The organism is Streptomyces sp. NPDC057682 (assembly GCF_042799575.1).
GTDB lineage: Bacteria > Actinomycetota > Actinomycetes > Streptomycetales > Streptomycetaceae > Streptomyces.
In genome coordinates this window covers 198,394-211,729 of the sequence record NZ_JBHVIN010000007.1, presented here as the reverse complement: position 1 = coordinate 211,729, position 13,336 = coordinate 198,394, and the positions used below count along the sequence as shown (strand labels likewise).

7 protein-coding genes are annotated in these 13,336 nt (G+C 73.3%); 1 reads left to right on the top strand and 6 read right to left on the bottom strand.

The window, feature by feature from the left end:
* Positions 1 to 53: 53 nt before the first annotated feature.
* Positions 54 to 2,735, bottom strand: coding sequence for a cytochrome P450 (locus ACFVDM_RS15180; protein WP_383638571.1), 2,682 nt, complete (start codon positions 2,733 to 2,735; stop codon positions 54 to 56).
* Positions 2,736 to 3,497: 762 nt separating this feature from the next.
* Here ACFVDM_RS15180 and ACFVDM_RS15175 point away from each other — a divergent pair.
* Positions 3,498 to 4,505, top strand: coding sequence for a LacI family DNA-binding transcriptional regulator (locus ACFVDM_RS15175; protein WP_383638568.1), 1,008 nt, complete (start codon positions 3,498 to 3,500; stop codon positions 4,503 to 4,505).
* A 71-nt stretch (positions 4,506 to 4,576) separates the two neighbouring features.
* On the opposite strand, the gene ACFVDM_RS15170 is transcribed toward ACFVDM_RS15175, so the two are convergent.
* From ACFVDM_RS15170 to ACFVDM_RS15150, 5 genes are all read right to left on the bottom strand, one after another.
* The gene (locus ACFVDM_RS15170) at positions 4,577 to 6,841 is read right to left on the bottom strand and encodes a glycoside hydrolase N-terminal domain-containing protein (protein ID WP_383638565.1); all 2,265 of its coding nucleotides are present in this window, start codon (positions 6,839 to 6,841) and stop codon (positions 4,577 to 4,579) included.
* The gene (locus tag ACFVDM_RS15165) at positions 6,838 to 8,814 is read right to left on the bottom strand and encodes a beta-galactosidase (RefSeq protein ID WP_383638562.1); all 1,977 of its coding nucleotides are present in this window, start codon (positions 8,812 to 8,814) and stop codon (positions 6,838 to 6,840) included. Before ACFVDM_RS15165 ends, ACFVDM_RS15170 begins: the two co-directional genes overlap by 4 nt.
* A 15-nt stretch (positions 8,815 to 8,829) precedes the next feature.
* The gene (locus ACFVDM_RS15160) at positions 8,830 to 11,076 is read right to left on the bottom strand and encodes a 1,4-beta-glucanase (RefSeq protein ID WP_383638559.1); all 2,247 of its coding nucleotides are present in this window, start codon (positions 11,074 to 11,076) and stop codon (positions 8,830 to 8,832) included.
* A 93-nt stretch (positions 11,077 to 11,169) separates the two neighbouring features.
* Entirely contained in the window at positions 11,170 to 12,141 is a 972-nt protein-coding gene (locus ACFVDM_RS15155; protein WP_383638556.1) for a carbohydrate ABC transporter permease, read from the bottom strand.
* Positions 12,138 to 13,247 (bottom strand): ABC transporter permease, encoded by a 1,110-nt coding sequence (locus ACFVDM_RS15150; protein ID WP_383638553.1) that lies wholly within the window; start codon positions 13,245 to 13,247, stop codon positions 12,138 to 12,140. The genes ACFVDM_RS15155 and ACFVDM_RS15150 overlap by 4 nt, the downstream gene beginning before the upstream one ends.
* Positions 13,248 to 13,336 lie beyond the last annotated feature (89 nt).

Sequence of the window (13,336 nt, the reverse complement as noted above, 5' to 3'; positions counted from 1 at the left end):
GTCGGTGCCCGGAAGCGGCCGGACGGCGGCGTCCCGGATGGCCCGCCCGGTGGTCACCGGGCGCTCGACAGGGTGAGGCCGGCCGGACCGGCGACCCGGCCCCGCCGTTCGGGCAGCATCGGCAGCGGGCCGGTGCCGAGCGAGGCCCGCGGAACGGCCGTTCCGGCGCGGGTGCCGGGCACGGTCCGCAGCCGCCAGCGAGCGGCGATGCCCGCGAGCGTGATCGTGGTCTCGGCGGCGCCCAGCGTGTCGCCGATGCACTTGCGGCTGCCGCCGCCGAAGGGCAGGTTGAACCCGCGCGGCAGCCCCTCGGCCCGCTCCGGCAGCCAGCGGTCCGGGTCGAAGGTCTCCGGGTCGGCGTAGACCGCGGGGTTGTGGCCCAGCGCGTAGGGGCTGTACAGCACGATGGTCCCCGGCTCCAGCCGGCGGCCCGCCAGTTCCGTCGCCCGCGTCGTGGCCCGGGTCAGCAGCCAGGCCGGCGGGTACATGCGCAGCGTCTCGGTGATGACCCGGCCGGTGTACGGCAGCCGGTGCAGATCGTCGAAGCCGGGCACCCGGCCGGCCAGCACCGTGTCCAGCTCCTCGTGCAGCCGCTCCTCGATGTGCGGATGGGTGGCCAGGGTGTGGAAGGCCCAGGCCATCGTGTTGCCCGTGGTCTCGGTGCCGCCGATGAGCAGCGTCATGACCTGGTCGTGGATCTCCTCGTCGCTCAGCCCCTCGCCGGTCTCGTCGTCGCGGGTGTGCACGAGGATGGACATCAGGTCGCCGGTGTCCTCGGAGTCCGCGCTCCGGTAGGCCTCGACGGTCTCCCGGATCAGCTGGCGCATCCGGACCCGTACCTGCTCGAAGTCCCGGTTGTGGGCGGTCGGCAGCTTCTCCTGGAGACCGGTCGGGGCGATCATGCGTTTGTAGACGCCCCGCATGATGACCGGCATGCAGTACGCGACCTCGTCGATCGCCCGCCGGTCCGCGGTCGTGGCGAACATGGTGCGGGCGGTGATCTTGAGGGTGAGCCCGTGCATGGTGTCGCTGACGTCCAGCGCCTCACCGGGTTCCCACGAGGCCAGCTCCGCCTCCAGCTCCTCGCCCATCAGCCCGATGTAGCCCGGGACCCGGCTCGGGTGGAACGCGGGCTGGAGCAGCCGCCGCTGGCGCCGGTGCGGCGCCCATGCGGAGCTGACCAGGCCGTTGCCGACGAGCAGCCGGGCCTTCTCGAAGAGCGGCCCGCCCTTGTCGTAGGTCCGCGAGTCGGTGAGCACCTGCTGGGCCAGTTCGGGGCTGTGCGCCAGGTACGCCTTCTTCGGGCCGAGCCGGATCTCGACGAGATCGGCGTCGGTGGGGAGTCCGGCCAGGAACTCCAGGGGCCTGCGCCACAGCGGGAGGGCGTGGCCGAGCACCGGCACGGAGCCGGGGGCGGTGACCACCTTCCAGGGGCCGGTGCGCGCCTCGCCGCGCGCGGCCTTCGGGGCGGGCCGGGCCGCTCCGCCCGCCTCCTCGCCGGGCCCCGGACGTTCGGAGCCGGGCGAGACGATCGCCCGCAGCCGGGCGATGGCCGCCCGCTCCTCGTCGCTGGGCCGGGCGGAGGGCACGGCCTCGTCGTCCTCCGGCTCCTCCCCGGTCCCGGCGGCGGTGGCGACGGCAGCGGGGGTGGCGGCGGAGGTGGCCACGGCAGAGGGGGCGGCGGCGGGGGTGCGGGGCCGGTCGCGGAAGCGCGCGATGTCCGCGTCGAGGTCCAGCCACCCCGAGGTGGTGCCGTCCCAGACGGACCCGTCCCCGAAGTAGCGCGGGGTCAGGTACTCGAACTCCAGGCTGCCGCCCATGAGATGGTCGAGCCCGCGCAGATACCGCCGGACGTCCTCGCGCTCCCCCAGCTCCCCGGCGAGGAGCGCGTCGCGCGCCGCGATGTACGCCCGCTCGTGCTCCTCGACCAGACCGACGAGCCGGTCCACCGCCTGCTGGAGGCTCAGCCCCTCGCCCTCGGTGAGGACCCGGACGACCGTCATCTTGTCGTCCTGGGCGTGCTCCTTCCGCCAGGACAGCAGATCGTTGATGATGATCATCTGGCGGCGGCAGTGCAGGTGGACCTCGGAGAGGCGCGGGATCAGTCCGGTCATGTCGACCTCGGCGCCGTACTCCGTCATCAGCTCGATGAAGTCGCAGCCGAAGCTGTCCAGCCGGACGGCCAGGCAGCTCTCGTAGTCGGGCACCCGGTCGTTCAGCTTGGCCTGGATCTCGGTCGCGCAGCCCCGCAGGAAGGCCTCCAGGCTCGCCGCGAAGCGCCGGGTCTGCCCGGTGCTGAGCCCGGGGCTGATCCGCCGCCAGAGGTCCTGGCCGGCCCGTCCGTACGGGAACGCCGCGTCGGCGGCGACGTCCGTGTCGAAGTCCCCCAGGATCCGGGCGAAGACGGCCCGCGCGGCCTCGGCGCTGGACCCCAGGTCGCCCCGGTCCGAGACGAAGCTGTCGATCACCGTGACGTACTGGTACCAGTCCGCGATGTCGAGCGCCCTGCGGTCCGAGGCCTCCGGGACGGTCAGCGGGCCGTAGATCCCGTTGCGCTGGCGCAGGAAGTACAGCAGTTCCGCCTCACCGGCGAAGGTGTCGCCCAGGAAGCGGCGCACCCAGCCGTTGGAGGCGATCTCCAGCCGGGCGGCCTGCGGGTGGTAGACGGAGGGGAGGAGGCGGGGGAGTTCCGGCAGGAAGAACTCGGTTATCTCCGGATCGGATGACTCCGGCACAGTGAATCCTTTCTTCGGGTGCGTCGGACCGCACCGGTGGGACCATCGCGGGCAGGCGCCGACGGCGCGCGGACGCGGGCGGGGCGGAACGGGAAGGGGGATCGCCGGAACTCCCCGGCGGCGGCAGCGGCACCGGGGCGGCGGGAACGACGGCGGGGCCCCGGCTCCGGTGCGGCCCGGCGGGCGTCGCGCCCACGGAGGGCGGGGGTGGCGGCGGTGGCCCTGGCGTCGGGCCTTCGGGATGTGGGGAGGCTCAGCGGTGGGCGCGACAGCGGCGACGGCGCGCGACGGCCGCCCGGCACGGGTTCTGACCGGTCGAGGAACGCGTCAGCATGATCCGAACTCCCCCTTCGCGGAACCTTCCGACGCCCCGGATGCTAGGTCGGGTGCTCGGAGGCTGTACACGCACCCGTACCGCTGTGCGGAACGGCCGGAGCGGAGGCCCCGGTCCCGCCCGGCGGACACGGTCCCGCCCGGCCGGGGTCGCTCCCGGTGAGGTGTCCGGCCGGGCGGCGGGCATATCGTGGGCACAGCCGCGGCACGGGCCGCGGACCGGGCGCCGGGCGACGAGGTAGGACAGACTCAGTCGAAGCGCTTCGATAGTGGTCTGGACATGTTGTGCGAGGCGGGTCTAGTCTCGGATTTCCTCGCATGTCACAGACGGAGGGGATGAAGTCGAAGCGCTTCGCCCCATCTGACCCCAACTGCCGGAGCAGACCGGTTTCCGTGCCGGGCCCGACGATGTCCCTGAGGGAGAGCTGAATGGTCACCCTGGCCGAGGTCGCGCAGCACGCCGGAGTCTCCGCGAGCACGGTGAGCTACGTCCTCAGCGGGAAGCGGTCCATCTCCGTCGCCACCCGGGAGCGGGTCGAGTCGAGTATCCGACAGCTCGGCTACCACCCGAACGCGGGCGCGCGCGCCCTGGCCAGCAGCCGGTCCAACATCATCGCGCTCATGGTGCCGCTGCGCACCGACATGTACGTCCCCGTGATGATGGAGATCGCGATCGCGGTCGCCACCACCGCCAGGACCCACGGCTACGACGTCCTGCTCCTCACCGGTGAGGAGGGCCCAGCCGCCGTGCGCCGCATCGCCGGCAGCTCGCTGGCCGACGCCATGATCCTGATGGACGTCGAACTCCACGACGAACGGCTGCCGCTGCTGCGCGAGACCGACCGTGCCGCCGTCCTCATCGGACTGCCCGCCGAGACCTCCGGACTGACCTGCGTGGACCTGGACTTCGAGGCCACCGGAGCGCTCTGCGTGGACCATCTGGCCGGACTCGGCCACCGGGAGATCGCCGTCATCGGCGAGGCCGCCGCCGTCTACGAACGGCACACCGGCTTCGCCGAGCGCACCGTCGACGGGATACGGGCCAAGGCGCAGGAGACCGGGGTGCGCGTGCTGCACCGGCCCTGCGAGGGCGGTTACGCGGCGATGGCCCAGACCCTCTCCCGGATCTTCGACGAGCGCCCCGGCACCACCGGATTCATCGTGCAGAACGAGTCCGCCGTCGAACCGCTGCTCAACCTCCTGCGCCAGCAGGGCCGGGCCGTGCCCGAGGACGTGTCCGTGGTGGCGATCTGCCCCGAGCAGGTGGCCTCCCAGGCCTCCGTGCGGCTCACCTCCGTCGCCATCCCCGCCCAGGAGATGGGCCGCCGCTCCGTCGAGCAGGTGGTGGCCAAGCTCTCCGGCCGCGGCACCGACGAGGTCGAGCTGCTGGCCCCCGAACTGACGGTCCGTGAGAGCACCGGTCCGGCACCCGTGTGACGGACGCGCCCGCGCGCACCCGAAGGAGCCGGCCCCCGCCAGGGGACCGGCTCCTTCCACGTACGGGCGGATCAGCCCCGGGGCCGCCGAGGCCTCAGCTCCAGCACGTGGTCCTCGCCCGCCGTGAGCTCCAGAGGAGCTCCGGGGGGTCCGGCGCAGGCGGGCGCGAGGGTGAGGTGGCCGCTCGTGCGGACATCGATCCGGGCGTCCCGCGTGGGGTGCAGCACCGCCGTCGCAGAGCCGTCGGAGCGCCACCGCAGATCCAGCGACGCCCCGAACCGGGTGCGTACGCCGCGCAGTTCACCGCCCGGACAGTTCGCAGGCGGGGCGGGCAGCAGCACCAGCCGGCCCGGTGCCGACTGCACCAGCGACTCGATGACCGCCGCGGGCAGCGCGTGGGCGGCGTCCGCGTTGTACACGTTGCGCGCGGGATAGTGCGAACTCATCAGCGAGTCGTGGAAGAAGTCGCCCGCCAGCACTGCCCGCAGCGCCGCCGAGACCCGCCCGCCGTCCCGCAGCCGGGCCGCGACCAGGGCCTGGTGCAGATGCCCGTGCGCGGAGTCGTTCTCCGAACCGCGCAGCTCCAGCGCCCGGTGGGCGGCGGCCGCCAGCTCCGGGGTGTCGTACGGATTGATCTCGTCCAGCGGCCACACCGGGTACAGATGGCTGAGGTGGCGGTGGTCGTACGTCTCCGCCAGGCCCGGCCACGCCCACTCGGCGAGCGCGCCGTCCTCGTTGACCCGGTACTCGGGCAACCGCCCGGCCAGCTCCCGCCGCCGGGCGGAGTCCGGATGGGTGGGGGAGCGCTCGGCCGACGCGAGCAGCGCGTGCCGGGCGGCGGCGATGTCCATGGTGGCGTTGACCGTGCCCCAGCTCGCGTTCGCCGGACGGTTCTCCGGCGAGTACGAGGGGACGATCGCCACCCGGCCGTCCGGCCCGGTGCGGCTCAGGAAGTCCTCGTAGAACAGCGCCACCTCGTGCAGCGCCCCCACCAGCCGGGGATCGGTCACCCCGCAGGTCTGCGCGTACGCGAGCAGCGGCTCCAGCAGCCAGTCGGCGCCCGCCGTCCACAGATGGAGGGGATAGGCCCGCTGGTAGTGGCGGGTGTGGCCGGACTCCCCGTCGGTGTGCGAGGGCGCGACGACACCGCGCGCGCCGAAGACCGCCCGCGCGTTGTCCCGCCAGTCCGCCAGCTGCCCGTACACCAGCGCGGCGTGCGCCTCCGACACCTCGGGCAGCGCGCCGGCCGCCGCCGAGGCCACCTGGAGATTGAGATTGGCGTTCGTCGTGAACGCCCCCGACCACGCCGTGTCCCAGTCGCCCGTCCACAGCCCGGTCAGCCGGGGCGGCAGCATCCCCGAGGAGGACAGCAGATGGTAGCGGCCGGCCGCGAACAGCCGTTCCAGCAGCGCGGGGGAGTCCGGAAGTCGCAGCAACGCGCTCCCGGGCAGAGCTCGTTCGGCCGGATCGGCGTCCAGCGTCAGTCGAGCCCGCTCGAACGCCGGGCGGTGCAGGGCGACATGACGTTCCAGCAGCTCCTCGTACCCGTCCGCCGGCAGCGCGGCGCACTCCGCCGCCGGGTCCGCCTCGCCCGTGTGCCGGCGCACCCGGGTGAGCAGCAGCAGACTCCGGGCGCCCTCGACCCGCAGGCCCTCGCCGGCCACCGACACCCGGCCGCCGTCCACCCGGAGCACGCTCACCCCGGTGTAGGACAGCGCGCTGTCCGGATAGGCCGCGCGCAGCGTGAGCCGGCCCCCGCCCGGGGTCAGCACCGCGCCCCGGCCGACGCCCAGCCTCGGCGGCGCCCCGGGCAGCGCCGGGTCCAGCGCCACGTCCACCGTGAGCCCCGGACCCGAGACGTGCTGCACCACCACGTCGTCCGCGCGCGAGACGAACACCCGGCTGCGCCGGCCCTCGCTCACCGCCGTGACCTCACCGGTCGCGAAGTCGACGCTCCGGCGGTAGCCCGGCGGAACCGGCTCCCCGTCCGCCCGGGACGCCGTGCCCGGGGCCGGGGTGATCCGGGTCCGGAACGCGGGGTGGAAGGGCTGCACCCACACCAGCGGCCGACCCTCGCCGAAACGTTCGGCCGCCGCCGTGTCCCCCGCGAGCAGGGCGCTCTGCACCCGGCCCAGCCGGTCCGCCAGCTCCGGCGGACGCACGTTCTCGCTGCCGTTCGGCCGGACCAGACTGTGGTGGTTGACCACGACCCGGTCGTCCACCGGATCGCCCAGGACCATCGCCCCGTGCCGCCCGTTCCCGGCGAGGAAGGCGTCCTCCCAGCGCGCGGCCGGGCGCGGCTCCCACGTACCGCCGACAGGCGTGCGGTCCGTCACGGCGCCGCGCTCCGCAGCACCGCCACGCCGAACCGCCCCAGCTCGACCCGGTCCTCCACGCTCACGCCGGTCAGCAGGTCCTCGTGCGCGCCCGGCACCTCGACGGTGACGCTCCCGCGCCCGTGGTGGAGCAGGAACAGCAGCTCCCCGCGCCGCACCGCCTCCACCCCGGCGGGCAGCCCCGCCAGCACCGGCCGCGCCCCGGCCTCCCGCACCACCTCCGCCAGCAGGGCCCGCAGCGCGTCGGGCTCCGGCAGCGTCGACACGTACCGGGCCCGGCCCCTGCGCAGCACCGCGGGCAGCCCGGCCAGCTCGCCCGACCGGTAGGAGGAGACCACCTCGGCGTCCGCCGCGGCCGTCAGCTCCTCCGACCAGAGCGTGCCCCGGAAACCGTCGCACTCCACCGAGGCGTCCGCGTCCAGCGGCCACCAGTCGTGCAGCGTACGGATGCCGAACAGGTCCCTCAGCCGGGCGTCCATACCGCCCGGCCGGATCCGGTCGTCCACGTCCGCGATCCCGCTGAAGAAGCCGCAGACCACGGTCCCGCCGCCCTCCGCGTACGCCACGAGGTTGTCGACCGCCCCGTCGCCGAGCAGATACAGATGGGGTACGACCACCACCTTGATCCGGCTCAGGTCCGCGTCCGGTCGGGCGAACTCGGTGACGACCCCGCTCTCCCACAGCGCCCCGTGCCAGCGCCGGATCACCTCGGTGTAGTCCAGCAGCGAGGACGGCCTGCCCTCCTGCGCCCCGGCCCACCAGGCGTCCCAGTCGTGCAGGACCGCCACGTCCGCGGGCACCTCGCCGCCGGCGACCGCCGGGCCGAGCGCGGCCAGCTCCCGGCCCAGCCGCTTGACCTCGGCGAAGGCGCGGCCCTCCTCGCCCGCGTGGCCGACCATCGCGGAGTGGAACTTCTCCGAGCCCTGCCGGGACTGCCGCCACTGGAAGTAGCAGACCGCGTCCGCTCCGCGCGCCACGGACTGGAGCGACCAGAGCCGGTTCAGCCCCTCGGGCTTGGGCCGGTTGACGTCCCGCCAGTTGACCGCCCCGGTCGCCTGCTCCATCAGCATCCACGGACCGCCGGCCTGCGAACGCGTCATGTCCGCGATCATCGCGTTGTACTGCCCGCCGCGCGGGTCCCGCGAGTCCGGGTAGATGTCGACCGAGACGATGTCCTCCTGCGCCGCCCACGCCCAGGCGTCCTGCCCCGACCACAGCGGCATGAAGTTCGTCGTCACCGGGACGCGCGGGGTGTGCCGCGCGACGATGTCCCGCTCGGCGACATAGCACTCCATCAGCGCGTCCGAGGTGAACCGCTTGAAGTCCAGCACCTGGGTCGGGTTCTTCATGTACTGCGCGGTGCGCGGCGGCAGGATCTCCGTCCAGGAGTCGTAGCGCTGGCTCCAGAACGCCGTGCCCCACGCCGCGTTGAGCTCCTCCACCGTGCCGTACCGGGTACGCAGCCAGCGCCGGAAGTGCGCCGCGGTCTCGTCGCACCAGCAGTGCGTGCAGTACTCGTTGTTGATGTGCCACACCGTGAGCGCCGGATGGTCCGCGTACCGCGCCGCCAGGTCCTCGGTGAGCGCGGCCGCGTACCGCCGGTAGACCGGCGAACTCGGGCAGAACTGCTGGCGCGAGCCGTACCAGACCACCGAGCCGTCCTCCGTCCGCGGCAAGGTCTCCGGATGCCGCGCCCCCATCCACGGCGGCGGGGACGCGGTCGGGGTGGCGAGGACGACACCGATGCCGTTCGCGTGCAGCAGATCCATCAGCCGGTCCAGCCAGCCGAACTCCCGGGCTCCCGGCCGTGGTTCGATCCGTGCCCAGGAGAAGACGCCGAGGGTCACGGAGTTGACCCCGGCCTCCTTCATCAGCCGGACGTCGTCCTCCCAGACTTCCTCGGGCCACTGCTCGGGGTTGTAGTCGCCTCCGAAGAGGATGCGGCCACGGGCTGCGTCGCGCAGGGACGGCATGGCGTCTCTCGTTCCTTACTCGGGTTCCGCGTACTGGATGCCGCGGCCGTTGGTGCCCAGGTAGACACGGCCGTGGACACGGGGGTCACCGGTGATGACCTGGCCGGTCCACCCCCACTGGTGGGCGTCGTCGTTGATCCGGACCCAGGTGGCGCCCGCGTCGTCCGAGCGCAGCACCGCCACGCCGTCGTACGCCGCCGGGACCCGCCCGGTCTGGAAGACGGCCGGGTAGCCGGGGCCCGGCCGGCCCCGTCCGGCGCGCGGGGCGGCCTTGCCGAAGCCCAGCGCGTGCGAGGCCGTGCAGCCGGGCACCGGGGCGAAGGTCCGCCCGCCGTCGGTGGACCGCAGCAGCCCGTTGTCCTTCGCCGACAGCCAGAGGTCGCCGCTGCGCCCCGGGGTCGCGGCCACCGTGAACTGGACGTCCCCGTACGGCAGTCCGTCCGCGCCCCGGCTGAAGGTCAGACCGCCGTCGGTGGACCGGAAGAGCACCCCGGTGTCCGTGTCGTAGACGTAGAAGCGCCTCGGGTCGACCGGGTCGGCCACCGGGGTGCCGCCCCTGGGGAAGCTCGCGACCTCCGCCCAGGTGGCCCCGCCGTCCGTGGAGCGGTGGGCGGGGTACTTGGTTCCGTCCCAGTGGACGAACGACCACAGCAGCGTCGCCCCGTCGGCCGAGACCGCGACCGGTCCCGGCGCGGAGGGCGCGATCTCCGGCTGCGCGGCGAACGGGCGCCAGGTGCGCCCGCCGTCGTGGGAGTGCGCCCCGGCGGCGTCCGAGCCGGAGGGCCAGCCGGTGCGCACCACGTACGAGGGCTTCAGCGCGGCCTGCGCGAGCCCGGTCGCCGTTCCGAACACCGGCTCCGAGGCCATGCCCCGCGAGGGGGACGAGGTCAGCGACTCGTGGTACATCACGCCGATGTCGCCGAGCCCGCTCAGCAGCCGGGCGCCCCCGGCCGGCGGGGCGATCAGGAACCGCACCGAGGACTCCTCCAGACCCCGGATCTCCGGTGCCCAGTGCACCAGGTCCCGCGTTCCGTAGACCGTGGCGCCCGTGCCGAAGACCAGGTGGTGCGAGTCGAACGGGTCGACGGCCACGGCCTGGATCCACCAGCCGAACTTGGCGCCCTCGCCGCCCCAGCGCAGATACGGGGTCTCCGCGACGTCGAGGACCGCGGTGTCCTTGAGCGAGGTCCAGGTGGCGCCCGCGTCCGTGGAGCGGAACACCGTGTCGACCTGGGCCCAGCGGTTGTTGGTGGTGACCACGAGGGTGCCCGCCCGGCGCGCGTCCACCGCGACTCCGCCGTAGCCGAAGCCGTCGCCGGCCGCCGCGTCGGGGGCCACCGGGGTGACCTCGCTCCAGGCGCCCGTGACCGTGTCCAGCCGGTGCACCGAACCGTCCGCCTGCCCGTTGGGACCAGGGGCGTCCGCGTAGGTGACGTACAGCGCGCGGCCCCGCGCGTCGTACGCGGCCCTGACCGGAACCTTCACCGACGCGCCGCCGGACGGCTGTCCGGGCACGGCCTCCCAGCCGCCGGAGCCGTCGGTGCGGTACAGCGCGGTGCCGCCGTCGCCCCAGCCCGCGTACACGGTGCGTCCCGCGGCGGCCAGGAACATCACGCCCTGCCCGCTCGCCGAGGGGGTCGCCGGGAAGGCGGCGGCCGACCAGGTCCGGCCCCGGTCGGCGGAGCGCAGCAGTCCGTCGTGCCGGGTGCCGAGCCAGAGCGTGTCGCTGTCCCGGGGGTCCACGAGCAGCCGCTCGCCGGCACCGCGCCCGTCCTCGTTGGCGCCCAGCCGCACGGTCAGATCGGTGCGCTGCCAGGTGGTGCCCCGGTCCTCGGAGCGCAGCACGGCCCCGGGGCTCGCCCAGTCCTGGGCGTAGGTCCCGCAGGCCAGGTACAGCCGGTCGGGGTGGGCCGGGTCGACGGCCATGGCCTCGATCCCGAGGAGGTTCCAGTCGTCCCAGCCGAGGTGGTCGGTGAGCGCGGTCCACCGGGCCCGCCGGTCGTCCCAGCGGTAGGCGCCGCCGATGTCGGTGCGGGCGTAGGCGAGCCCCTTCACCGCCGGGTGGAAGAGCAGCCCGGTGACGAAGCCGGTCCCGCCGATCGCGGCGGTGCGCCAGCGGTGCGGTGCGGCGGCCGGCCGGGCTCCGCCCTTCGGGGCGGCCGAGGCGGTGCCCGCGAGGGGCAGGGCGGTGGCCGCGGCGACGGTGGCGGCGGCGCCGAGGACGGTTCTGCGGCTGGGCGTGGGCGCGGACGAAGCGCGCATGGCGAAACACCTTCCGGACAGAGGGGAGGGAAGAAGGGGGGCGCCGGGCCGGGGGAGCGGCCCGGCGGCCACCGTGCGCGGTGCGGGGCGTGGTCAGCCCTTGACGGCGCCGGTGAGCATGCCCTTCTGGAAGTGCTTCTGGACGAAGGGCGACAGCACCGCGACCGGGATCAGGGCGAGGATCATCACGGCCATCTGCACGGAGAGGCTGTTGATCTGGCCGCTGCTGACGGCCGCGCCCATGGCGCCCGGCGGGACCTGGTGCTGGAGGACCAGCTGACGCAGGATCATCTGGAGCGGGTACTTGTCGCTGTCCTGGATGTAGAGCATCGCGTTGAACCACTGGCTCCAGTAGCCGACCGCGTAGAACAGCGAGATCACGGCGATCACCGCACGCGACAGCGGCATGATGATCTGGAGCAGGATGCGCCACTCGCCGGCGCCGTCGATCCGGGCGGCGTCGATGAGTTCGGGTGCGGTGTCCATGAAGAACCCGCGCAGGACCAGCACGTTGAAGACGCTGATCGCGCTGGGCAGGATCATCGACCAGTAGCTGTTGCTCAGTCCGATCCCGGTGACCAGCAGATACGTGGGGATGAGGCCGGCGCCGAAGAACATCGTCGCCATCAGCGTCATCAGCAGCGGGCGGTGCGCGTAGGAGTCGCGGCGGCTCAGCCCGTAGGCGCACAGGATCGAGACCACCATGCTCACCGCCGTGCCGACGACGGTGAGGCCCACGCTGACGGCCGCCGCCCGGGTCACCGCGCCGCCGCTGAGCAGTTCCTTGTAGGCGACGAAGGTGATGCCCTTGGGCCAGACGACCAGACCGCCGGCGTCGTTGATCGCCTTGGTGTCGGAGAGGCTGGTGACGAGCACCACCCAGATCGGCACGATGATGACCGCGCAGATCGCGACGAGGCCGAAGCCCTTGAAGGCGAGGCCCGCCTTGGTGGGCTCCTCCTCCCACACGGGGCGGGGTTCGATGCGCAGGGCCCGCTGGAGCGGGGTCTCGGTGCGCGGAGCCGGGGCGGCCGGGTCCTTGCCGAGGTCCAGGAGAGTTGTCATTTCTTGGAGTACACCCCCTGCTCGCCCAGCATGTGGGCGACCTTGTTGGCACCCAGCACCATGGCGACGCTGAACAGTCCCTTGAAGATGCCGGCGGCGGCGGCGTAGCCGAAGTCACCGGTCTTGATGCCCGTCCACCAGATGTAGGTGTCCAGGATTTCCGAGGCGCCCGGTCCGACCTGGTCGCGCTGGAGCAGGATCTGCTCGAAGTCCAGGTTGAGCGCGCTGCCCACGCGCAGTACGAGCAGCAGGGCGATCACCGGCCGGAGCGCCGGCAGGGTGACGTGCCACATGCGGCGCCAGCGGCCGGCCCCGTCCACGGCCGCGGCCTCGTACAGATCGGTGTTGACGGCGGCGAGCGCGGCGAGGAAGACGATCACGCCCCAGCCGGCGTCCTTCCACACGGCCTGGGCGCTGACCAGGAACTTGAAGAAGCCCGGATTTGTCATCAGGTCGAAGCCGCCGTGGCCGTGTTCGCGCATCCACTGCGCGACCAGCCCGGCGCCGCCGAACATCTGCTGGAAGACGGTGACGACGAGGACCCAGGAGAAGAAGTGCGGGAGGTAGACGATCGCCTGCACCCAGGCCCGGACCCGGGTACTCATGATCGTGTTGAGCAGGAGCGCGATGGCGATCGGGATGGGGAAGAAGAGGACGAGCTGGGTGAGGAAGATGACCAGCGTGTTGATCAGGACTTCCCAGAACCGGTAGTCCTCGAAGATCCGGGTGAAGTTCTCGAAGCCGATGAACGGGCTGCCGGTGATGCCCAGGTCGTAGACGTCGTAGTCCTGGAAGGCGACGACGTTCCCGAGCAGCGGGATGTAGTTGAAGATCAGCAGCAGCGCGATCGCGGGCAGCGTCATCAGGACGAGCGTGCGGTCCCTGCGCAGCCGGTGGCGCCAGGTGATGCCGCCTGGCTGCGGCGGGCCGGCCTTGGCCGCCTTCCGCGCTCTCTTCGTCCCTGTGCTGCGTCCGCCGCCGGACGCCCTGGTCCTGGCCGCCCTGCCGTTGTCCTCGCCGTCACCCTCGCCGCTGCCGCCGGCCGGGGCGCTCGCCCCGTCGGAGGTGCGGTCCGGGTCGGCCGTCACCGTGGCCCGTGGCTTCACCCTGTGCTCCCCATGTCGTTCTCTCGGCCCTGGGCCGCCGGGCGTCGGATGCCCGGCGGCCGTTCTGCTGTGGCGTGTACGCCGGCGCG

Coding starts and splice junctions, on each gene's coding strand:
- ACFVDM_RS15175 (WP_383638568.1), top strand. CDS start 3,498: ATGGTCACCCTGGCCGAGGTCGCGCAGCACGCCGGAGTCTCCGCGAGC.
- ACFVDM_RS15155 (WP_383638556.1), bottom strand. CDS start 12,141: ATGACAACTCTCCTGGACCTCGGCAAGGACCCGGCCGCCCCGGCTCCG.
- ACFVDM_RS15160 (WP_383638559.1), bottom strand. CDS start 11,076: ATGCGCGCTTCGTCCGCGCCCACGCCCAGCCGCAGAACCGTCCTCGGC.
- ACFVDM_RS15165 (WP_383638562.1), bottom strand. CDS start 8,814: ATGCCGTCCCTGCGCGACGCAGCCCGTGGCCGCATCCTCTTCGGAGGC.